We start from the raw sequence: 22519 nt of genomic DNA, 5'->3' as shown, positions 1-22519 counted from the left end.
ACCCTGATAATATTGATTCAGGTTCTGATATAATAGTCAAACAAAGTTGAGCTAATAGCTTAACCAACTCATATCTATACCCCCTTTGCTGACGACAATAGCACGATGGAACCACCTGATCCCTTCTCGAACTCAGAAGTGAAACATCGTTGCGCCAATGGTAGTGTGGTTCGCCCATGTGAGAGTAGGTCATCGTCAGCTCCCTATACCCTAAAAGCCCCCATTCAGTTTGAATGGGGGCTTTTTCCTTTGTCTGCATTTTCTATGTTTCCTTTGATGGTAAATATTTTACTTCAAATCAAATATTCGGCTTATTTCATTATTATGCTGAAATAAGTTACTATGGATCTTATAGAATAATATTAAATCAGTTAAGGGATAAGTTTTATGACCACCTCTACCGTCGAATACCAAGGCAATCTACGTACTCAAGCCTTACACCTTCAATCAAATAACCAGATTATTACCGATGCGCCGACAGACAATCATGGTAAAGGCGAGGCGTTTTCACCGACAGATTTATTGGCCACCAGTTTAGCGAGCTGTATGCTAACTATTATTGGTATTAAGGCTGAAAGTATGGAAATTGATGTCGTTGGAACTAAAGCAGAAGTGACTAAAACAATGGTAGCAGAGCCTAGACGAGTCAGCGAAGTAAAAGTGAATATTCAGTTTGCTAAAGACTTTGATGAGCGTACTCGTAAGGTATTAGAAGCCGCAGCGCTAACTTGCCCAGTGGCCAAAAGTATTCACCCTGATATCAAACAAGACGTAAGCTTTAGCTACTCAACAAGCAGCTAAAAAATAGGAGAGTGAGATGTCAGTCAAGACTTTACTTATTGTTGCTCATGCGCCATCGCCTAATACTAAGAAGTTAGCACAAGCGGCCTTTGATGGGGTCAATCACCCTGATATAAATGTGAATGTCATATTAAAATCACCGCAAGAAACGCAACCTGAAGATGTCTTGGCTGCCGACGCGCTACTACTAGGCACTACTGAAAACTTAGCTTATATGGCAGGCTTAACCAAAGACTTTTTTGACCGCTGTTATTATCCTGTGTTAGAAAAGAAACAGGGGTTGCCGTTTGCGCTATATATTAGAGCCGGACAAGATGGTACGGGTACTAAACTGGCAATGAAAACTATTACTACGGGTCTACGTTGGGAGTGGATTCAAGAAGCCTTAATACTTAAAGGGGATTGGCAAGAGAGTTTCACTCAACAAGTAGAAGAGCTTGCCATGACGTTAGCGGCTGGGGTAGAGGCAGGGATTTATTAGTTAGTTTTATCCCTTGTGGCAAACTTGCACCTACCTAAAACGATATTTAAATACTTTAAAACACTAAGACTAAAAAACGCGATAAGGCAACTTATCGCGTTTTTATTTTCATATTGAAGCTATTTTATTAGTTTATTATTTAATCTTTTATTTATTGTTATTGATAAAGCCCTCGAGATACGCCATTGGGTCATAGTTTGCTCTTGGATTGAAAGTAAAATCAAAACTATTATGAGTATTAGGTGTGCTCACACCCACTGTATTAACGTTACCGCCCACATTAAGTTGACCATTATTGGCTTTGATACCAACAGGTGTGGTTTGAGTGGTAGTGGCATCACTGTGATGAATGTCAATATCCGCTATAGGTTTAACACCCGCTATCGTACCATTTTTGATGTCAGAGACAAGCTGAGAGCCGGCGTTCTCTGACGTATACTTAACAGGTGAACCCTGCGCACCTATAGCGATATTAACGTCTGTTTGATTACTATGGCCTTGCAAGGTTTCATTATTCACATTGCCACCAATATTGCCTTGAATTGTACCAGTACTCACACTGCTACCAGTAACATTAAGGTCACCACCTACGTTAAGATTGGCATCTTTGCCGATATTCACATTAGCAGGCGTATGCGATAGGCTGTCTCCAGTATTAACACCAACACTGACACTTCCTGTTTCGGGAGCAAGTACGTCGCCCTCTTTTTTTGCATTAAGCGTGCCATCAAGATTTACTGAGGTATGTTGGTTGGTATTTACGCCTGCATTGATATTTAAATTGCCATCGGTGTTGATATTAGTATTGGCAGCTGTCACGTTAGTATTGCTGATATTCACACCTTGATTGGCGTTTATGTTCAGTGGACCTGACTTAACTTCGCTGGTGCCATTATGCTGGCTTTGACTGGTTCCAGCACTGATATTTCCGCCTAGCTCTAAGCTACTACCCCCTGAACCCACATCAACATTTATGCCCACAGAACCTGAGCCACTATGTGCTTTATCGATAGTGCCAGCAATATTGGCAGTATTGGTGTCTATATTAAGCGTACCTGTATTAACATTTGTGCCTTGAACGTTGACAGTGCCATTGGTACCTGATGTTGATAGATTTATGTTGCCTGCGGTGACCGTATTATTGACCCCTTCAATAGAGGCACCATTATGTCCATTGGCTCCAACAGATACGCCAACGGATGGCTGAGGCGTAGGTTTGTCTAAAGCGAGTCCACCTACTTTCACGCTAACATCGAAGCCACCACCTGAGGCATTACTGGTATTGTTAGATTGTACAAGACTGACTTCTTTACCCGCGTCTACATTTAGGCTACCAGGTGTGGTGATATCACTTTGAGAGACGACCGAGTTGTCGCCATGAATGTTGACGTTCGCACCGGTAATAGTCGCTGACTTGGCAGTGGTAGTGCCCGCCTCATCGTGTTGGAAATTGGCCGATACGCCAACTGAACCTGTAGGGCTAGCGCCTTCAAGACCGCCAATGCCAAGATTAATGCTTGCGCCACCAGCGTTATTGGTGTTTTTGGTACTGTCATAACCTGAAGCAAGGGTCACATCTTTAGCTGAAAGGTTAACGTCACCTGTGGCTTGGTAATGGGTGCCTTCATCATTAAGGGCGTTTTTGGCCTGTTCATTGATAGTACCAGCAGTAATTTTGGTACCTGACCCCTGTGTCTCAATGTTAGTGTTGCCCGAACCACTCGCGCCAATATTGAGACCTGCACTTAGTCCACCCTTATAGTCTGCTGAGGCAGAAAGTCCAATATTAACATCAACGTTTGTATCGGACTTAGTATGGGTAGCATGAGCTTGGTCATGAGTAATGTTATTCGCCTGCTCATTAACCGTGTCTTGAGCCGTAATCTGCGTACCAGAATGATGAATATCATTGTCTGCTGTAATATTGATATTTTTTCCGTTTAACTCACTGGCCACTGGAGCCGTGGTTTGATCAGATTTCTTCTGATTATTGACATCAAGACCTAATCCAACTGTCGCGCCTGATGTATTAACACTACCTTTCAGACCTAAGAATACATCAGTATAGTCACTGGCGACCGTATGACTATTATCTTGAGCAGAGGTAGTGACGTTATTTCCACTAATATTAAGATTATTGTCAGAGGTCACTTTACTGCCTGCAATGTTGACATTACCTCCTTTTAGGTGGGTCGTTCCACCAGAAACAAGCGAGCCTGCTACGGTTTGGGTATTGTCAGTATCCACATCATGGGTAATACCCAAGCCTAAACGCCAGTCAACAGAAGCATCCTCTAAGGCTATTGCTTTAGGTTCTTCTTTTTTTGAGGTATCTGCTTTAGGCTCAGCCACATATAGCGCTGTCGTTATAGGTGTGGCTACAGTACGTGCTGCTACATTAGTTTCAGCCACTTTGGCTTCGGCACCTTTAGCAGCAACCGTATAAAGCGATGGCTTTGTGGTGATATCAGCAACAATACCTATGGCGTCATGAACGGTGGTTACATCATGACTGTCGTTTACACCGACAATATTAAGCGTCTTACCGGCCTCTAAATCTAGCAGTCCTGCTGCTTTCACTTGGCTGCCGACCACGTTTATATTTTGATCAGTGACCAGTTGTAAGTTGGTATAGGACTCTAAAATTGATTCTTTGTTTTTGGTATCGGTAGTCGTCGTAGTGGTCACATCGACGGGAATATCAAAGATAGTGCCGGTACGGTGTAAGTCTACATTGGTTGTTTTTTCAGTAGCGCCTTTAATATTGAAATCGCCATGAGGTGAGTTCAAATAAGAGTGATTTACTGCCAATACACGACTGCCAGTAAGGTTTAAGCCTTTGGCTGCGTCAATATATAATAAATTGCTGGCTTGTACGTCAGCACCATTTTGGGTGATGATAGTGGTGTCGTTATTATCGGTTTGTGAGCCGAAAAGTCCGCCCCAATAAGTGACTTTATGATCTATATTGTGAGTGGCTTTACTGGTTTCAGCGGTAAAAGAAACGGTACCAGGGGTTTTGAACTCTATGTCCTTGGCAACCATTTGTGCCCCGGCATATTGTTGGTTACCGCCGCTGGTCATGGCCGCTTTATTGGCCAGAATAGCAGTTGGGATATAATAGTCTTTACTTGCGGATTCCGAATCAATAACACGTTTAAGGGCAATGGTACCAAGCCTATCCTCATTGGTGATATTGTGAAATTCGTTGGCATTCCCTCCCGTCAATATAATGTCTTTACCTGCATTTAGACGGACAACAGGGGCAATCATTTGTGCCGAATTACCAGTCAGGCTGCCAGTTTTGGCATTGACATTAATAGTATTACCACGAATATCAGTGCCGTACAAAGCAGTTACCTTAGCGGTATGAAATAAGGTGTTTTCTTTCAGACCACCTTTTTGGGTATTGGTGGACCGATAAATGGTATTGATTGTTTTTTCACCATTAAGGGCCACATTTTCGGCTTTTAGATCTACATGATTGCCAATCACTTGAGTGCCATTAAGTGATAAATTATGCGCAGCCTGCAAATCGATATTGTCCGCAGCAATTTGTGTTGGCGTATAGTGTTGTCCAATTTGAAGGGTAGTGGAGGTGATCAGTGGTGAGTCTTTTTTGTCGTATTGTTTTTCAAAGTCTTGTACCGCACCATGCAGGTTTAAGTTGCCTACTTTGGCTTGGAAGTCATTGGCTTTAAAATTCACCCCTTTCACATCTAACGTGGCGCGGTCATCGGTACTGTGAAGCTTAATTCGTCCTGCCTGCATGCTTCCTAGAAGATTGCCATCTAATACTGGGGCGTTAGCTCTGCCGATAGACTTAGCGCTTAAGCTTCCATCTGGATTAATATCAACATCATTACGACCGATAATAACGTTTACCGCATCAGCATTCTTAATATCAGCATCTAAATAAACCTGAGGAGCAATAAAATCCACAATTTTGCTATTATCGAATGTCACACCACGGGCGATGCGTAACCCCCGATCATTATTGGTGTTATAGCCTGATAGCTTACCATTAGTAATTTCTGGCGTACCCACTGCCAAGCTGACTCTTGGTGTATTAATAAAACCACAACCTTCACAAGCAATACCGTTAGGGTTGGCAAGCACATAATCGGCTGCCATACCGAAAACTTCTTGTTTACCCAGTAGTAAAGAGGGGATACGGCTTACGACTTCGTTTAAAATGACATTGGCCGCTTGATCTTTGAAATTTGAGTTGGCACCTAAGTTACCTGCCAGAACTGACTGTCCGCTTTGGGTTGCATTATTGAGCACAGCACCAGGCTCATAAACGTTAAATTGATTGTATTTATTATGAGACAAGCCTTGGGCATTCGGAGCGTTGATTTGCACTACTTCAACACCATTTGCTTGCTTTTGTACCTTAACCTCTCCGAGTGGACGGATGTCTGCCATTGCTGTGCCTGACAGTGAGGTGATAGCCATTAATGCGGTTATACGTCCCGCAGCAGATAATTTCATTGATTGCATCTTCTACCCTTAAATACCCAGTGATCGTTAATGAAATAAGACCTTGGATTTGGTAGAAATATCAGTGGGTTATCTCTCTATACGATGCAATCCTTGCCCAAAAAATACGACGATCCTAAAACTCAATAAACCCTGATAATTTCAATTGTCCAAGACAGTTAATGATAGTTAATATCGATACCAAGGCTATATACGTGCTTAGCCATAATAATCATTATCTCTATCTCATCGCCAAAAGTTCAAAATATTAATGTAGGTTTAGTGATGAGATAGGGTTAGATACTAACTTGGCTTCTAACTTAATGCTAAGTTGCTAGACATTAGTTTAGATTATACAGCAGCGATATTTTATCAATATTTTTAAATATATCAGAGGTTTATGAAGATTTTATTACTTTACTCTACTGAGCGATGCTTTAGGCCTATAGTACGTAAGATGCCTCTGCTATCTACTTCTTTAATAATGAGTGCCCATTCTTCATCAACTTGGACCGTATCTCCTGGCACAGGTGGGGCATTTAAATTGGCTTTAATGAATTCTGCAACGGTTTGCTGCCACATATTAATAGGTTCACCCTCCTTGTTATAAGTTACTTTGGTGTTAGGCGGTGTAGAGGGGATGCTTTCATCAAAGAAAGGCAGATCGCCTAATTTGACATTGGGAGAAATCATCCAGTCGCCATAGAAATCTTCAACCTCACGCAGGTCTATCTTGATGTCGTTAAATATGCGCGCAATTTTAGCCGCATGATTGCCTCTAAGACCGTACCAAACCCGATCTCTATGCTGTAATCTGGTATCGTCATCGACCACCATAATCTTCCCATTACGGATTAAAGCAAAAATAGCAATCTCGTCGGTGCTAATGGTAGAAGAGATGTCTTTAGGATGACGACCCATGGCAAAAGCACCTGGCTTCACCTCAAACTCATATAAGGTAATACTCGATTGATCTGAAACCCAAATTTCCATCTCTTCATCAGGTTCATTGTTATTAGGAACCCTTACCTTAAATAGATTAGACATAAAGGGGATGGTTGTGCCTTGTAGGATTAACGATAAGATAACCACACCGAAGGCGATATCGAAAAGCAGGAAGGCATCTTCTAAACCTGCCATTACCGGTAAAATGGCAAGGGTAATCGGTACCGCACCACGCAGGCCAACCCAAGAAATAAAGCCAATCTCTCTATCTTTAAAACCGAAGAGTTTGATGCTTGAATAAACCGCAATAGGACGGGCAACCAGTATCATAAAGGCCGTAATCGCTACCGAATAATACCAAACGTTCAATACGTTAGAAGGCGTTACCAATAAGCCCAGAACCACGAATAGAACCGCTTGTGATAACCAAGCAAAGCTGTCCATTACCCTTAAAACATGTTCTGTGGCACGTACTTTATTATTGCCAATTAAAATACCGGCTAAGTACACCGCTAAAAATCCACTTCCGCCCAGTAAGTTGGTGGCTGCAAATACCGCTAAGCCAGCTGACATAATCAAAATAGCGTACATGCCAACTGCTAAATGCAGCTTGGGAATTAATTTGGACAATAGATAGCCTGAGATTAGGCCCATGATCATCCCAAAGCCAAGCTGTTGGGCCAGTAATCCAAAGAATCCTAGGACGCTTTGACTCTCAGGATCAACATTTAAGGCAATTAAGCCAGTAACTAATAAGATAGCAAAGGGGTCGTTCGCTCCTGACTCTAGCTCAAGCGTGGCTTGAACGCGGTCGTTTAGTTTAACACCACCATTACGCAATAAAGAGAATACCGCAGCCGCATCGGTTGAGCCTACGATAGCCGCCATTAACACTCCAATGCGCCAGTCAACATCTAGCAGCCAAGTGACGAAGATACCAAGGATAAGAACAGTGGCAAAGACCCCCCAAGTGGCTAATACTACTGCTGGCTTTAGGCCGACTCGGAAAGACTTAAAAGAAGTGCGCAGCCCCCCATCTAATAGGATACAAGCTAAGGCAGCTTGACCGACAAAGTTTGCAATACCATATTGTGAAAATTCAATGCCTAAAATCCCCTCATCACCGGCCAACATGCCAACGCCCAAAAATAGCAATAATAAGGGTAGGCCCAGTCGGGCTGATAAGGTACTGGCCATGATGCTAGAAAAAATAAGAATCGCACCTACCAAATATACAATATTTAGGGTTTCCATTTTTATTTGTGCCTAAAGTCAATAATAGTTGGAGAGGGGAAGACATGTCTTCAAAATAAGAGGGCTGGCTTAAAAAGCCAGCTTTGAGCAAGGCGGTGATTAAAACACTTTAGTTTCAGCTTTATTAATCTGTCGATGCTGTACGCCAATTAATAGTATAAAGGCAATCACCCAATAAATAGCCAAATGGTAGAAGTGTTCGCTCACTTGAGCTATCGAGGCACCCATTTGGTTCAGCTGTACCGAAGCATGCATGCCTGAGGTGGTAGGGAATAACCAACGAACATATTGTAAAAATTCAGGCAATTGGCTAGTGGGCCAAGGATATCCACTTAAGAAAAATATAGGCATTGAGCTAAAAATTAAAATTTGCATACTGCGTTCACGTTCTCTGAACCACATGCCTAGTAGACAGCCTAAAGTCGAAACGGTAAGAGCAAATAGGGCATAAAATAGCAAGGTGCCTGACATATTATGACCTCGAGGGTAATTCTGATTAGAAAATACCCAGCCATAATAGAAACAACCCATCAAAAAAGAGACCACAGACAGCGCCATAATACGTCCCAACCAGCCCGTAGCAGTCGCATTTTGTTTCTTATTTTCGTACCAAGTACCAATAAGCAAAGCGGTACCCATTAATAGCGTCTGTTGTAAAATTAGAATAGACACTGCGGGCACCACGTAAGCCCCATAGCCCTCTGAACGATTGTACATGGGGTCTATGCGTAGCGGAACAGCCTGAGTACTGTTTTTGGCAGTATCCATATAGGCGCCTTTGGCCACGCTTCTTTTTACTTCCACACCTGCCGAGACAGTGCCTATGGCTTTTGTAAAACCCATTTGTACCTGCTTATTGAGCAAAAAGTAGCCGTTGTTGGCCAGTACAGAGACATAAGCGGACTTATTGGAAAAGACATTTCGCTCAAGGTCTCTTGGAATGATGAGATAACCGGCAATATCGCCTCGATACATGGCTTCTATCGCCGCATCTTCATCTACATACTTGTAAACAATCAAGTTAGGGCTGGCATCACTATAGCGGGTTATAGTACTTGATAATTCACTACGGTCATAATCAACCACGCCGACTGGAACCTCTTGGACAACTTCGGCTTTATAAGGCCAAGGGTAGAAAAAACCATAAATGATAGGGGCGATTACCAACATCAATAACACGCCTTTGTCTCTAAAGATAGAGGCTAAAGTTTGCAAAAACCCTTGCAAAAAAGAGGTATGAACATAATTGCCTTGGCGCTTAGGTCTTGGCTTTTTTATTAAATTAGCATCAGGTTTGTAATCATTATCAGACATTATCGAGCCCCCCAACGCGCTGGATTTCTGAAAGCTCTTAAACACAGCAGCGCGGTGATAACCAAAGTAACCACTACCGCCGCTATTAATCCTAGGACTGAAGGCATAGCGATAGCAGGGGGTGTTGCCATCTGGAGTTGGGTTAAGTGGACTTTTAAGTAGTGAGTCAGTGGCAACATATTGGCCCATCTCTGAGCACCTTCACTCATTGCCATTAGCGGAAAAGTAACGCCTGCAAAAGCAAAAGAGGGCGCAGAGACAAACCCAGTACTCGATAAACCCATACGTAAAGAGTAGCTTGTTAAACTGAAAATAGCGCCTACCCAAAGTGATATCATAATTAACGCCACATAAGCGATAAACACAAGCGTCAGGCCAATCCAGCTGGCAGGATGTATCGACACAATTAAGGCCAACATCAATATACCCCATATCATATATGACAACAAAGCCCAAATCAGCTTGCCGTTGAGGCCAATCACCAGTGCCATAATGGATACCTTAGTAGGCATTCTGGGTTTTGCACTTTTATTGAAATTCAAACGATAACGAAGATTAGGATTAGACAAGATAAAATGCGATTCACTTACCAGCTCATATGTCCTAGAATTCATCAAACTATAATCAACAGGCTGTTGCCAGCTTTCATGTAAACTTGAATGCAGGTAAGCCAATCTTTGTTCTGGCGGAATATGTTTTAACGTTTTAAAGTCAGGGTAGGGCATGTCTGGGAACACCATATTGTGATACCACAGAGAAAAAGTTTTGTCCCTAATCTCACGTCCAATAGTGGTAGCGCCAATAATCATCGCTAAGATGTGTAACAAAGAAGGAATAACAGTCGAAGCCAGAAACTTTTGATAGTTGGTACCGATATTATACAAACCGATACGTTCTACCGAGATTGGCGTATGCGATATCATCGCTTGCTCGCCATAAGTACCTTGTTTAATACTGCGTTTGATTTCTACACCTGCCGATAGGGTACCCGTTACCGTTTGTACCCCTTTTTGAATAATGCCAGAGTGAGTACCATATTGAGCATTTACTTTTAGAATAACCGGAGAGGGTAGACCTCTATTGATTTTCTCGTCAAAGTCCTCAGGTATATAAACTACCGCATAAATCTCTCTGCTCAAAATCGCATTTCGAGCACTATTTGTGTCGTGGTAGAGGTGTTTGACTTGCAAATCGGGGCTAGCATCTAAATAACGGGTTAATGTGCGAGAATAACTGCTGCGGTTTTCATCCATGACCCCAATTGGAATATCAACAATATAGGGTTTAGAAAACATCCACCAGACACTTAAAATGGTCAATAGGGGTAACCATAAAAGCATGACATAGTCCCAGGGGTGCTCCTTGAGGAATCTAGCCTCATAGCTGGCACTCCGTACAAAAACAGACCATAATGATGCTTCGCGATTACCCTTATCACCAAAGACTATCTGTAGCTTTTCATTATTATCAGGTTGTGACTGGGACATATTCTAGCCTATCAATTTCATAGAGATTATTGAGCAATATTGGACTTTTTGTTTACTGCTTTGGGATCAATCTCTACCACAACGCTCATCCCTGAACGAATTTTGGTATCCGCTTTGGTGGGACGTGCTTTGACTTCAAAAGTACGAACATCTAAATTGTCTTCAGTATTGGTAGCACGCCAAGTGGCAAAATCAGACATTGCTGCCGTGTTAAATACTTTGAAAGTCATTTGATAAGAATGGTCTGGTGAAGATAAAGCTGGGACTTTGCCAACAAACTCTTTACCAATGCTAAATTGGTTTAACAAATTTTCAGTGACATTGATGACCACCCATTGGTCATTCGGGTCAACTAAGGTCATGATAGGCACACCTTGACCAATAACTTCACCTGGATTGACGATGACATCATCAACGATACCGGAGATAGGGCTCTTCAAGTTGGCTTCATCTTGAGCTGCTTGAGCTTCTTGAATTTTACCATCTACTTGGGCGACCTGTGCTTTAGCCGCATCTTTGTCTTCACCACGTGCCCCTTCTTGTGCCAATTCATATTGCAGGCGTGCCGCATCAGCTTTGTCTTGATTCGCCACATATTGAGTATAAGCTTCATCACGCTTTTGACGTGCCATTAAACCTTCTTGATAGAGACGATCAACACGCTCAAAAGTACTCTTGGCCAAGTCAGCTGCAGCTTGGTTAGCTTGCCAGGCGGCCTTTGCTTGTCCAATCTCTTGAGGTCTGGCTCCGTTTTCAGCTTTGTCTAGTTGGCTTTGAGCCATATCACGTGCGGCCAAAGCTTGGTTCATTTTGGCAGTGATTTCTGGAGAGTCCATCTCAATGAGCTGCTGACCTACTTTGACCGTGTCGCCTTCAGTCACCATAATATTTGAAATTCGTCCAGGAACTTTGGCAGCGATAGCTGTTGACTGCATTTCCATCTGACCTTGAACGACAATGGGTTTTTCCGTACTTTCTGTACTTTTGTTAAGCCCATAGATAATAACCCCTATCACCCCAACGAGGACTAGGGTTAAGACGATATTTCTAATCATTGTTGGGCTCGGCTTTTTTGAAGCATTCATGTATTTATCCTGGAAGATAAAAAATTAATAATAAAGAAGATGATTGAAACGAAAATAAGGCTAATGGGCATCAGTAAACGGTTGGCAGTCTAATATCAGCCACCGCCATATATTCATTAAAGGCCTCAGGGGTACCGATGCTCTCCATCAAGGCTGCTAGAGCTTGCACATAATCATTGGCAGCAGACGCTTGTTCGGTGCGGGCTTGCAGATACTTAGTTTGTGCTGTGGTCACATCTAAGGCAGTATTAACCCCTTCTTTCATACCCAACTGCTTGTAACGCAGAAGCTCTTGAGCCAACAATACATTGCTATTTAGCGATTGGAAACGAACCCGCGCATTTTCAACGGATTGCCAGTTTTTTTCTACCAAAAGTAGAATATTATCACTGACATCAATCTTCGCCAATTGTGCTTGACGCATCTTAGCTTCACTTGAGGCATGCTGAGCATCTTTGTTTAAGCCGCCCCATAGTTTCCAGCTGGCTGAAACCCCCGCAATCCAGCTTGGGTCATTTTTTAGCTCGTGATACCCGAATACAGACACTGTGGGTTTAAAGCCCGTGTCCGATAAATCGCTCAAAGATTGGGCTTGCGCATACTTAGCGTCTACTTTCTTAAGACCAGGATGGTTTCTTAAAGCCAAATCTTGGAAATACTGAAGCGAAGGCAATGGCTTTGAGGACACAAATAAAGGCGTAGTAGGCTTAATAGGCTGCGGTGAGCGTAACAACCTTTGTAAGGCAGTCATGGCTAGTTTGGCATCATGACGCGCTTTAATGGCCTCACTTTCCGCTTCGGCCAAAGCGGTTTTTGCCTCTAATCTATCTACCCCAGAGATAAAACCTTCTTCTAAATAACGCTGAGCCATATGGTCAGTTTCTTTGACGGTATTTAAGGCATCTTCACGAAGATAAGCAGCAAGCATCGCCAGCTGAGCCGTAAAATAACGTTCTACTAACGTGGTTTGCAATTGGTCTTTATCGAGTAGAGCATCTGCTTGGCTTTCTTCAGTCCTGGCATCTGCTAAACTTGTTACGGCTTTGGTGCGCCCCGCTGTATACACGGGCCACAGCATGGCTACTCCCGCGGACGTCGTATCGCCCTTGCGCTTAATATCGTAACTATCCGGAATTCTCTGATCGATAATATCGCCAATAATAGCCTGACCTGCTTCAGACAATAAAGGCTCACCTGTTGCAGGATCTTTAGCTTCGTTTACCCTTTCTTGAATACCTGCTTGAAGACCACTTAAGTCCAAATTAGCGTCCAAATTGTAATGAGTGGCGCCTGCTCGCAAAAATACCAAAGGTTGATTAAGGTCCTTCGTGGCTTCAGAAGTTAATTCGTTTGAGATAATACCGGCATTGTTGCTGGCAAGCTTAGGGGAAACTTGAAGTAAAACATTTTGAGCTTGAAGCAGGCTGAGCTTCTCAGGCACATCAATGCGATAAACATCATCGATAGGCACCCCGGTAGAGGGGTCAATAATGCTTTGTAAAGGAATAGGCTGGTAGCTGCCTTTTTCAAGGTTTTGGCTAATTTCAGCGATGTTCACTGTTTGATTTGTAGAGGTGACTGCTTGAGGCGCTTTTTGAGAGTATATGTACTCATCATTAGCATTATTAGTTGCCTGCACGCTGTCTTCGGCGTTGGCTGGTGCCATTAATAGGTTAAAAAACAGACCTATTGCCAACGACGTTTGCCAGGTTAACGCTAAAGAGAGTCGACTGAGCTTGAAGCGATGACTATTAACCGTTGAATTATCAAGGTATAAAGCACGTGAAGGCACTGCCTTAAAGACTGAGCCATCAAGAGTCTTAGTACGATTTAACTTAAGTAGTGACATATTGGCAACTGGCTATTAAAGAGTTAAAGGAATAAAAGCAAGTCAATCAATGACCAAGCGTTGACGACCCCTATTATATAGCTTGCGGCTGTCGAGCAGTCAGCAATTATCAACTGGCTAATAACAAACATATTATAGAAAAATGGTTTTGTTAATTAGAATACAAGAGGGGTAGCGCTTACTTTTCGATGAGAAAGAAAAGCTAGGAACTGTCAAGAGATTGATAGCGCTACTTATGATACAACTCCCAATCACTTATTTAAAGTTATAAATCAATCAGTAACCTAGTCAATAATTTTATAGAATTCATGGTTTGTTATTTACCAGACAGCTCATCTATCCGACAGTTCATCTGAAAGATAGTTTATCAAATAAAATGATATTGAATTAACAATTACCAAAAGGGCCACCTTGTTTTAAGCAAGGTGGCCAATCCGGTTATAAAATATTATTCAGTTAGCGAAATAAAACAAGCGCTTTATTGAGATACAGTCTGATTATACCTAATTATACACTTGTTATATATAAAATAGAGTCAGAACAAACCTAGAAGTTGAAATGAAGTTACTTATTAAATAAGTTTATCTATTAAATAAGGTCATTTGTTAAATAAAACCCTTTATTTAGGCACTCAATTAAGCGTTTTCAAGTTTAGGACGGGCTTTTTCAATCGCTTTTAATAAGGCTGCTTTAAATCCGCCTGCTTCGAAATGAATAACATCTGAATGAGCGGCACAGACGTGTCGAATATCCTGCCATTTTTCCGCAAGGTTTTCCGCCCAATCACAATAATCTCTACCCGCAGTAGGTTGGTCGGTTAATGCTTTTTTGGTGGTAGGATGAATGCCAAGTTCCGGCATGACGGCTTGCAGAATTTTGGCAGGTGGGGTCACGAAAGTATCATCGACATGCAAGGTTTTGCTTGCTGGATGGTAAGCAAGTAGGGAGCTGGCATGTACCATCTCATTGGGCGAAATATAGTAAATACCTTTCGGTAATGAAAATTCAAGTTCAGGATAACGCTCTGCAACTGCTTTACTTTCTACCAAGTCTTCCGCCCAGTCTACTTCTGGAACTTTTATCTTATGACGTTCACTACCATAAACAATGGCTTTCGGAAAGTCTTTTGCCATTTGGGCACAGTGAATAGTATGAAAAGGATGTAGATTCAAGATGGCTTCTACGTCATCGCCATTGTTGGTCAGAGACATCACTTCATCACGTATTTCATCAGTCAAAGTATAACTGTCTAAGAATATAAACCGACCTGAGTCAAGTTTGACCAATGAGCATTGAGTACCAATATTAATCAGACCGCCTATTTTAAAGGTACCTTGAATGTTCCAGAATCCAGAACCTAAATCTATAATTTTGTCAGACATTTATGTCTCCTATTTTTGTTATAAGTGAAAAGCAGTCATTTATAGCCATATACAGGTACATGCTAATCTATTATTTAGAAGGACTTTTTTACTGCTAGACGTCAGGGTTTATAAACAGCTGCCAACACCGTTGTTATCGATTAGCACTTTTATAGTTAATATCTTTATTAAGTTACTTAACTATTATGGTGCTTAGATTGGAAGGATTAAACCTTATTATGACGGTTAACCATGACAGGGTTTGTTATAAAAAGATATAAAATGTTAAAGGGGGTGAAAAAGTAGGCACGATTAGATTAATAGAACAGGCGCTAAAAGCTGTTTACTATAAAAATTGCCTACTATAAAACGCCAGTGATGAATGGAGGCACAAAGTAGGGGATAAGCTTTTGAAAGGAATTTAGAAATATAGGGTATTGATAGAGAAAATAATAAGAGTGCAGTGATTGGAGTTGAGGATGCAATAAGCCAAGCTGTATTGATTAATAAACTCAGCTTTGTCTGTTAGGAAACCAACAGCATGCAAGATTTACAGCGCCAGGGAGTCTCAATAGAGTGCTTCAATTGCAGAGGTGAGTCGACCCTTCTTAATTGGTCACAAACTTGGCAGTGATACCGAGAGTCATAGACGTAACAGTTGTCAAAAATAGCGAAGACTTCAGAGACGTCGAGCAATTGGAAATAGTTTTGCAAATATTTGATTTGTTTAGCGACATCATCATACTCTTCAAATTTGCACTGCTGCCAAAAAATCCGGCACAGTAGTCGTTGTCTCGAGGTTAGAGTCGGATCAAAGTACAGTTTAAGAAAATCCATAAAGGCCTTAGGAGTTAACAGAGGATGTCATGGTAAAATTGATACAAGTAATCCATATTATACGCTAGCATTGTCGTCTCATCATTAAAAGTAGTTCAGTTGACTCGCTAGGCGCTTCCAACTAAGAGTATTCATTTTATGTCCCCAACTCTCATCGCTTATGTGTATTTAGCAGGTGCGATTCTTTTCGAAATTACTGGCACTACCTTTTTGGTGAAGTCGCAAGAATTTACCAAACTTTATCCCACTTTAGCGACTGTGGTGCTTTATGCCTTTTCTTTTTACTTTTTGACCAAGTCGTTAAGAGAGATTCCCCTTGGTATCGCTTATGCGCTATGGGGCGGGATAGGGATTGTCTTGACCGCTATCGTTGGTCTGATTGTCTTCAAACAGAGTATTGATATGCCGGCAGTGATAGGCATCGGCTTAATTGTGGCCGGCGTTGTGGTGCTTAACTTATTTTCAAGCTCTGTGGGGTGAGAGGTAGGGAGGTTTAGGCCAATACGCTAAACCCGGCTATCAATAATAACTGGATAGCCCTTATGCTCAATCACAGTGGCTTTCACTCCATACAAATCCTGTATGGTCTCTTGGGTAATCACTTCAATAGGATGGCCGGTTTGGATAACTTGACCGGCTTTCATCATCACCACTGTATCAGCAAATTGTGCTGCTTGGTTAATGTCGTGCAGCACAATGACCACGGTCTTTTTTTGTTCATGCGCTAAACTGCGTAGGGCACGCATCAGCTGACCTGAGTGGTACATATCTAAGTTATTAAGCGGCTCATCAAGTAGTAAGTACGGTGTGTCCTGGCAGACAATCATAGCAATAAGTACCCGCTGCTGTTGCCCACCGGATAAGGTAGATAAATAACGATCCGCCATATCCTGTAATTCGAACTTTTGAATAATCTCAGCCACTTTCTGGCGATCAGCTGGGGTGGGCCGGCCTTGATGATAGGGGTAACGGCCGAACATCAATAGCTCTTCCACGCGCAGACGGCCCTGTAGCTGATTGCTTTGTGCCAATATGGCTACTGTCTTAGCCATAACCTTGCTGTCGGTATGTGCAATGTCATATTCACCAAACTGAACCGAACCACTTTGCAAGGGTTGCAATCGCGACATTACACTAAACAAAGTCGATTTACCCGCTCCATTGGGCCCGATTAATGCAATCACTTGGGCATCTTCTAAGCTTAAACTGATATTGTTCAAGATAGGGGTGTGATCGATGTGATGGCTTACATTATTAATGGTAATCATAAAGGTAGTCAGCTACTAGAGATAAAATAGGGTGAAAATTAGGGGGTTATAATAGTAAGTTTTAAATAAGCAGCTTAACTGCCTTATTTATTACCTAAACTACTTGCTTACGATATTGTTTTAATATTAGGCCGATAAATACCATACCGCCGAGAAGTTCAATTACCACTGAAAGCACACCCGCCATACCCAGCACCCTCTCAAACAAAGTCTGACCCAATACCAAAGTAATCATGGATACTAAACTGACCAAGACGATGCGCTCGCTATGATACATACTGTGGCTGATGCGGTTGGTCAAAGCGCATACCAATAATCCCAAAAATACGATGGGACCGACAAAAGCGGTTGCGGTAGCGACTAATACTGAGATGACTACTAATAAACGCAGGGTTAGGCCTTGGTAATTAATGCCTAGACCAATGGCGTCAGAGCGGCCCAGCATTAGCACATCGATTTGAAAGCGCCAATGCCAAACAAGCCAAGCACTGACAATACAAATGGCTAGGCTCAGCCACATCATATGTAGGTTGGTGATATTAAATTGAGCAAAGCTGGCAGCTTGTATCACTACGAAGTCTTCGGGGTTAATCAGGCGTGCCACTAAATTTGATAAGCTTCTAAACAATACCCCAAAGATAATGCCTACTAAAATCAGCCGAGATAAAGAGTGCTCAGTGCGATTAAATAATAGACGAAACAGTAATAAAGAGGCGGCTATCATTAGCGCCACTTCAATACCAAACTTTAGTAACGGCTGACTGGTAAACATATTAACCGCACCCAAAAAAAACACTAGGAGGCTTTGGATGAGAATATATAACGAGTCAAAGCCTAGTAAAGCGGGTGTTAAAATAGGGTTGTGGGTGAGGCTTTGAAATAGTAGCGTAGAAACTCCAATGCAATAACCCACAATCATAAGTGCTGCCAGCTTTTGCCCGCGAAACGGCAACACAAAGTCCCAGTTACCATTGGCCTGTAAGGTCATAAACAGTACGCAGCTAATCAGTAAAGTTAGTAAAGCAATCCACACCGGTTTGCTAAACACCAAGCCGGGATTAATACGCGATTGGGTAGAGCGAATGACAAGGTTAAGTGGGTTTTCCGAAGTTTGCTTTTTTGAAGGCGCTAACGGCGAGCCTGCATATTTCCTAATAGTGCCAGAGGACTTGGGTATTGAGTCGACTGGTGCTTGCTTGGGTGAATTCATAATAAGCTTAGCTGGCAAAAAGGGTAAATAAAAGATAAGACTTAAAGGCTGCTATAGTGAGCTTAAGCTGGGGCTGACGGATTAACTTCAAGTTTACGAGGTTTGGGTTTGCGAGGTTTACGTAATAACAGCCATAAAAATATCGCTGCTCCAATAACCCCAAATACGGTCGCTACCGGTACTTCAAAAGGATAGCGGATGCTGCGACCAATAACGTCGCACAGTAACACCAAACTTGAGCCAAATAATGCCACTGCAGGCAAGCATCGGCGTAGACTGTCGCCCATTAAGCGGCTGATAATATTCGGCACTACCAGTCCGACAAAGGGAATGGCGCCTACGGTGACCACTACCACGGCGCTAATCATGGCCACGGTCAATATCACAAACCAGGTTATCAAGCGCTGGTTCACTCCTAAGTTAATAGCAATGGCATCGCCTAATCCTACAATGGTTAGTTTGTCAGCCAAAAAGTAAGCCACCAGTGCTAAAGCACCGGTCACATACAACAGCTCATAACGACCTGCCAAAATGGTGGAAAAATCCCCAAAACGCCATACTGACAGCATCTGTAAAGATTCTGTCTCATAGGCAATAAAGGTGGTGACCGCTTCAATAATGCCGCCAAACACAATGCCCACCAAAGGCACCATTAAGATATCCGTGGCAGGCAGGTGCTTAATTAGACGCATAAACAGTACCATGCCAGCGATAGCGCACAAGGTGGCAATTAACATCTTGTTAAATAGGCTACTTGTGGGCAAATACAAACTTACCAAAAGTAAGCCTAAACCTGCACTTTGAGTGGCCCCCACCATAGAGGGATCGACGAAGCGATTTTTTAATACCACTTGTAAAATCATCCCTGCCACTGCTAGGGAAGCACCGGTTAAGATAATGGCCAGCGTGCGCGGTAGGCGACTCACCAGCAATAGCTGCAGGTCGTTACTAACGGATTGCTGGGTCAACGCTTGCCACAGCCCTTGCCATGAAAAATCTGCCACACCCAACGATAAGCTTAGCAATATTAAAGCCATCAACAGCAGCACACTTAAAGTGTTGAGCAGCATGGGTGATAGCAAAATAGGTCGAGCTTTGGGTTTGGCAGAAGAATCAAACATAACGGTCTTTATTTATACTAAAGAAGTAGGTGATAAGTGTTCTTTTATTGAGCACTTTCAACTTTTTCGGCTTTATTAAAAGCGTCAGTGATAATCTTGGCATCTTTTAACCATTGGTAATAACCACCGAAAGCTAGGTATGAGTCTGGGCTTAAGTAGACAATGTGTTTGTTTTTCCAAGCTTTGGTTTGATGCATTAATGGGTTATCCAATACCGTATCTGCACCGGCGCCTTCCTCGCCGATGGCTGAGCTTCTATCTAATACAAATAACCAGTCGGGATCGACCTTTTGTAAGTATTCAAAAGATACTGGCTGACCATGTCGACCCTCTTCAATTTGGGTATCAGCCGCAGGAATGCCGAAGACAGTGTGCAAAAAGCCAAAGCGAGATTTTTCGCCATAGGCTGAGATTTTATTGCCGTTGACTAACACAACCAGACCATTACCTTTACCAGCACTGGCTGCTTTGGCTTGCTCGATGGCTTGATCAATATCTTGTTGCAGCTGTGCCGCTTTATCGGCTTTATTAAATAGCTTTCCTAAGTCAGCTAAGCGCTGTTTGCTAGACTCGTAAATATTTTCTGTATCTAAAGTAAGGTCTAAAGTTGGCGCCATTTTGCTAAGCGAATCATATTTTTCTGCCATACGTGAGCCGACTAAAATGGCTTTAGGCTGCATTTGATTAAGTGCTTCCATATCAGGCTCAAATAAAGTACCGATATTTTTACTCTCTGGAGCGCCCGCTGCTTTTAAATTGTCAAGCCGTAAACTACCGGGTAAGCCGGCAACGGGTACTTCCAAAGCAGCTAAATCTTGCATCAAGGTCATGTCATACACTGCTAGCGGCTCAGGATTGGCGGGTAAAGTTACTTCACCGCGAGTGGTATTAATGCTTATTTGTGCTTGGCTGTCAGTGGCACTGGACTCTACATTAGTTGCTTCAGAGCTGGAATTAGTTTGAGTCTCAGCTTTTATATCACTTTGATGATCCGTCTCTTTGGGTCCACAACCAAAAAGAGCCCCGCTCACCATTAAAGTTAACAGAGCCAGCTTAGCTTTAGGGTATGCATAAGAAGATAGGCTTTTGATAAACATAAAATCTCACTTAATCATTAAACTTAGTCGTTAAAAAAGCCATTACACGAAAATGGCCATTAAATAAAAGGAGGTGAAAAAATTAAACTTTTTTATCTATTCAAATAGCTCAGAAGCCATCTAAATTAACTGCATAGTGTGCAGTCAGATATTTGCTGTTTTTTAATAATGAGCATATGGTACGGTTTTTAAATGCAAAAGTAAATGATAATAATTTTTATTCAATTAAAAATAGATACTTAATCACTCTTATAGCAGTACCTTATCCTCCTAAAGTAGTAGATAACCTACTCTTTATAATGCTTTTGCTCGATACTTATGAATTAAGGCAATTGTTATATTGATAACAATGATAGATAAGCTTGACTTAAGGAAGATCCAACCTGAAGTCTGCTTGTCTTTTTTTATCAATGACACAGGAGTCATATCATGCATGCCAAAGAGCTGCTTGAGCTAGAGCGACGGGATATTAGGTCATTACACTATACTTGGATCGCTTTTTTTCTAACCTTCTATGTCTGGTTTAATATGGCACCGTTAGCAACCTCAATGCTAGCGACCGAAAACTACTTAACTAATGATCACATTAAACTATTCTTGATAGCTAATGTGGCTTTGACCATACCAGGGCGTGTGGTTGTGGGTATGGCACTCGATAAGTTTGGGCCAAGGCGAGTTTTCTCGATACTTATGGTAGTGATGGCAATACCAACTTGGTTTTTTGCATTTGGTAACTCTGCCATGCAATTCTTTGTAGCCAGATTATTTATGTCTATTGTGGGCGCAGGGTTTGTGGTAGGTATTCATATGACCTCACTGTGGTTTAAACCAAAAGATATTGGCTTTGCTGAAGGCTTTTATGCTGGCTGGGGTAATTTTGGTTCTGCCGCAGCAGCCATTACCATACCAACTATAGCATTGCAGTTTTTTGGTGGTGATGACGGCTGGCGCTGGGCGATTGCACTTTCTGGATTATTAATGGCGATTTATGGCGTCGCTTATTGGTTCTTGATTACTGATGGACCAACGGCTGATACACATAAAAAAGCACGCAAAGCGGGTGCATTAGAAGTATCAACATGGAAAGACTTACTGCTTTACTGCTTATTTATTATTCCTTTATACGGCGTACTTAGTGTCTTGGTATATCGTACCAAAAATATGGGTTTTTTAAGTGATACGGGCTCATATATTGCCTATGGCGTGATTGTACTGGCTGTGCTTTTTCAAATCTATAAAGCCCTTAGTGTTAACATACCAATGCTTAAAGCTGGCATACCAGAGGATGATAAGTATCCGTTTACATCTGTGGCTGCTTTAAACGTAACCTACTTTGCAAACTTTGGCGCTGAGCTTGCCGTTGTCTCTATGTTGCCGATGTTCTTTGCATCAACATGGGAGCTTAATCCGACTACAGCTGGTTTAGTTGCGTCGACGTTTGCTTTTGTAAACTTATGGGCACGTCCGTTAGGCGGCTATATATCTGATAGAGTGGGTAACCGCCGCTTAGTGATGCTTATTTATATGTTTGGTATTGGCATTGGTTTTGGGCTAATGGGGTTACTTGACTCAGGCTGGCCGATATTTATCGCTGTTGTGTTTACCATCACTTGTTCAGTCTTTGTGCAAGGCGCAGAGGGAGCAACCTTTGGTATTATTCCTTCGGTAAAACGCCGCTTAACTGGACAAATCTCTGGTATGGCAGGCGCATATGGTAATGTGGGCGCGGTTTTCTATCTGTTTATTTTTACTTTTGTTGAGCCACATCAGTTCTTTTTTATAATTGCAGCGGGTGCATTTATTGCATGGGTGCTCTGTTTCTTCTGGTTAAAAGAGCCTGAAGGTGCATTTGATGATGAATATAAAATGTCATCCGTTGATTTACAAATTGCGGAAGATGACCGAGTAGCCCAGCTTAGCAAATAGA

The 22519-nt window shown here is 42.2% G+C and carries 15 protein-coding genes and 1 rRNA gene; 5 read left to right on the top strand and 11 right to left on the bottom strand.

Going from position 1 to position 22519, the window contains the following annotated elements; translation table 11 throughout:
• The first annotated feature begins 87 nt into the window (after positions 1 to 87).
• The 3 genes from rrf (at position 88) to LK453_RS00405 (ending at position 1282) form a co-directional block, all read left to right on the top strand.
• Positions 88 to 201: ribosomal RNA gene (gene rrf, locus LK453_RS00415) — 5S ribosomal RNA — on the top strand.
• A gap of 186 nt (positions 202 to 387) precedes the next feature.
• Positions 388 to 801: an OsmC family protein gene (locus LK453_RS00410; protein ID WP_201538129.1), complete on the top strand. Its 414-nt coding sequence runs from the start codon at positions 388 to 390 to the stop codon at positions 799 to 801.
• A 16-nt stretch (positions 802 to 817) separates the two neighbouring features.
• Positions 818 to 1282, top strand: coding sequence for a flavodoxin family protein (locus LK453_RS00405; RefSeq protein ID WP_201538127.1), 465 nt, complete (start codon positions 818 to 820; stop codon positions 1280 to 1282).
• Positions 1283 to 1429: 147 nt separating this feature from the next.
• On the opposite strand, the gene LK453_RS00400 is transcribed toward LK453_RS00405, so the two are convergent.
• From LK453_RS00400 to LK453_RS00370, 7 genes are all read right to left on the bottom strand, one after another.
• A complete protein-coding gene (locus LK453_RS00400) occupies positions 1430 to 5776 on the bottom strand; it encodes a two-partner secretion domain-containing protein (protein WP_227674444.1) in 4347 nt (1448 codons plus the stop codon).
• Positions 5777 to 6181: 405 nt separating this feature from the next.
• Entirely contained in the window at positions 6182 to 7963 is a 1782-nt protein-coding gene (locus LK453_RS00395; RefSeq protein WP_201538125.1) for a potassium/proton antiporter, read from the bottom strand.
• Positions 7964 to 8062: 99 nt separating this feature from the next.
• Positions 8063 to 9277, bottom strand: coding sequence for an ABC transporter permease (locus LK453_RS00390; RefSeq protein WP_201538124.1), 1215 nt, complete (start codon positions 9275 to 9277; stop codon positions 8063 to 8065).
• Positions 9277 to 10764, bottom strand: coding sequence for an ABC transporter permease (locus LK453_RS00385; protein WP_201538123.1), 1488 nt, complete (start codon positions 10762 to 10764; stop codon positions 9277 to 9279). The genes LK453_RS00390 and LK453_RS00385 overlap by 1 nt, the downstream gene beginning before the upstream one ends.
• A 26-nt stretch (positions 10765 to 10790) precedes the next feature.
• Positions 10791 to 11849 (bottom strand): HlyD family secretion protein, encoded by a 1059-nt coding sequence (locus LK453_RS00380; RefSeq protein WP_201538122.1) that lies wholly within the window; start codon positions 11847 to 11849, stop codon positions 10791 to 10793.
• 70 nt (positions 11850 to 11919) lie between these two features.
• Complete coding sequence (locus tag LK453_RS00375) at positions 11920 to 13698, bottom strand: TolC family protein (protein WP_201538120.1); 1779 nt, start codon at positions 13696 to 13698, stop codon at positions 11920 to 11922.
• 635 nt (positions 13699 to 14333) lie between these two features.
• Complete coding sequence (locus LK453_RS00370) at positions 14334 to 15080, bottom strand: hypothetical protein (protein WP_201538118.1); 747 nt, start codon at positions 15078 to 15080, stop codon at positions 14334 to 14336.
• A 954-nt stretch (positions 15081 to 16034) separates the two neighbouring features.
• Between LK453_RS00370 and LK453_RS00365 the strand changes: the two genes are divergently transcribed.
• Positions 16035 to 16376, top strand: coding sequence for a DMT family transporter (locus tag LK453_RS00365; protein ID WP_201538115.1), 342 nt, complete (start codon positions 16035 to 16037; stop codon positions 16374 to 16376).
• Between the two features lie 26 nt (positions 16377 to 16402).
• Here LK453_RS00365 and LK453_RS00360 read toward each other — a convergent pair whose 3' ends face one another.
• The 4 genes from LK453_RS00360 to LK453_RS00345 all read right to left on the bottom strand — a co-directional run bounded on the left by LK453_RS00360 (position 16403) and on the right by LK453_RS00345 (position 20592).
• Positions 16403 to 17164, bottom strand: coding sequence for an iron ABC transporter ATP-binding protein (locus LK453_RS00360; protein WP_201538113.1), 762 nt, complete (start codon positions 17162 to 17164; stop codon positions 16403 to 16405).
• A 94-nt stretch (positions 17165 to 17258) separates the two neighbouring features.
• Complete coding sequence (locus LK453_RS00355; protein ID WP_201538111.1) at positions 17259 to 18374, bottom strand: iron chelate uptake ABC transporter family permease subunit; 1116 nt, start codon at positions 18372 to 18374, stop codon at positions 17259 to 17261.
• A gap of 62 nt (positions 18375 to 18436) precedes the next feature.
• Positions 18437 to 19495, bottom strand: coding sequence for an ABC transporter permease (locus LK453_RS00350; protein WP_201538109.1), 1059 nt, complete (start codon positions 19493 to 19495; stop codon positions 18437 to 18439).
• Positions 19496 to 19539: 44 nt separating this feature from the next.
• Positions 19540 to 20592 carry a siderophore ABC transporter substrate-binding protein gene (locus LK453_RS00345; RefSeq protein ID WP_201538107.1) on the bottom strand — a complete coding sequence of 351 codons (1053 nt, stop codon included), beginning with the start codon at positions 20590 to 20592 and terminating at the stop codon, positions 19540 to 19542.
• A 429-nt stretch (positions 20593 to 21021) separates the two neighbouring features.
• On the opposite strand from LK453_RS00345, the gene LK453_RS00340 reads away from it, so the two are divergent.
• On the top strand, positions 21022 to 22518 hold the full coding sequence (locus LK453_RS00340) for an MFS transporter (protein ID WP_201538105.1): 1497 nt from the start codon (positions 21022 to 21024) through the stop codon (positions 22516 to 22518).
• Position 22519: the final 1 nt, after the last annotated feature.

This window comes from Psychrobacter sanguinis (assembly GCF_020736705.1).
GTDB classification, from domain to species: domain Bacteria; phylum Pseudomonadota; class Gammaproteobacteria; order Pseudomonadales; family Moraxellaceae; genus Psychrobacter; species Psychrobacter sanguinis.
This window is presented reverse-complemented; position numbering and strand designations above follow the sequence as displayed.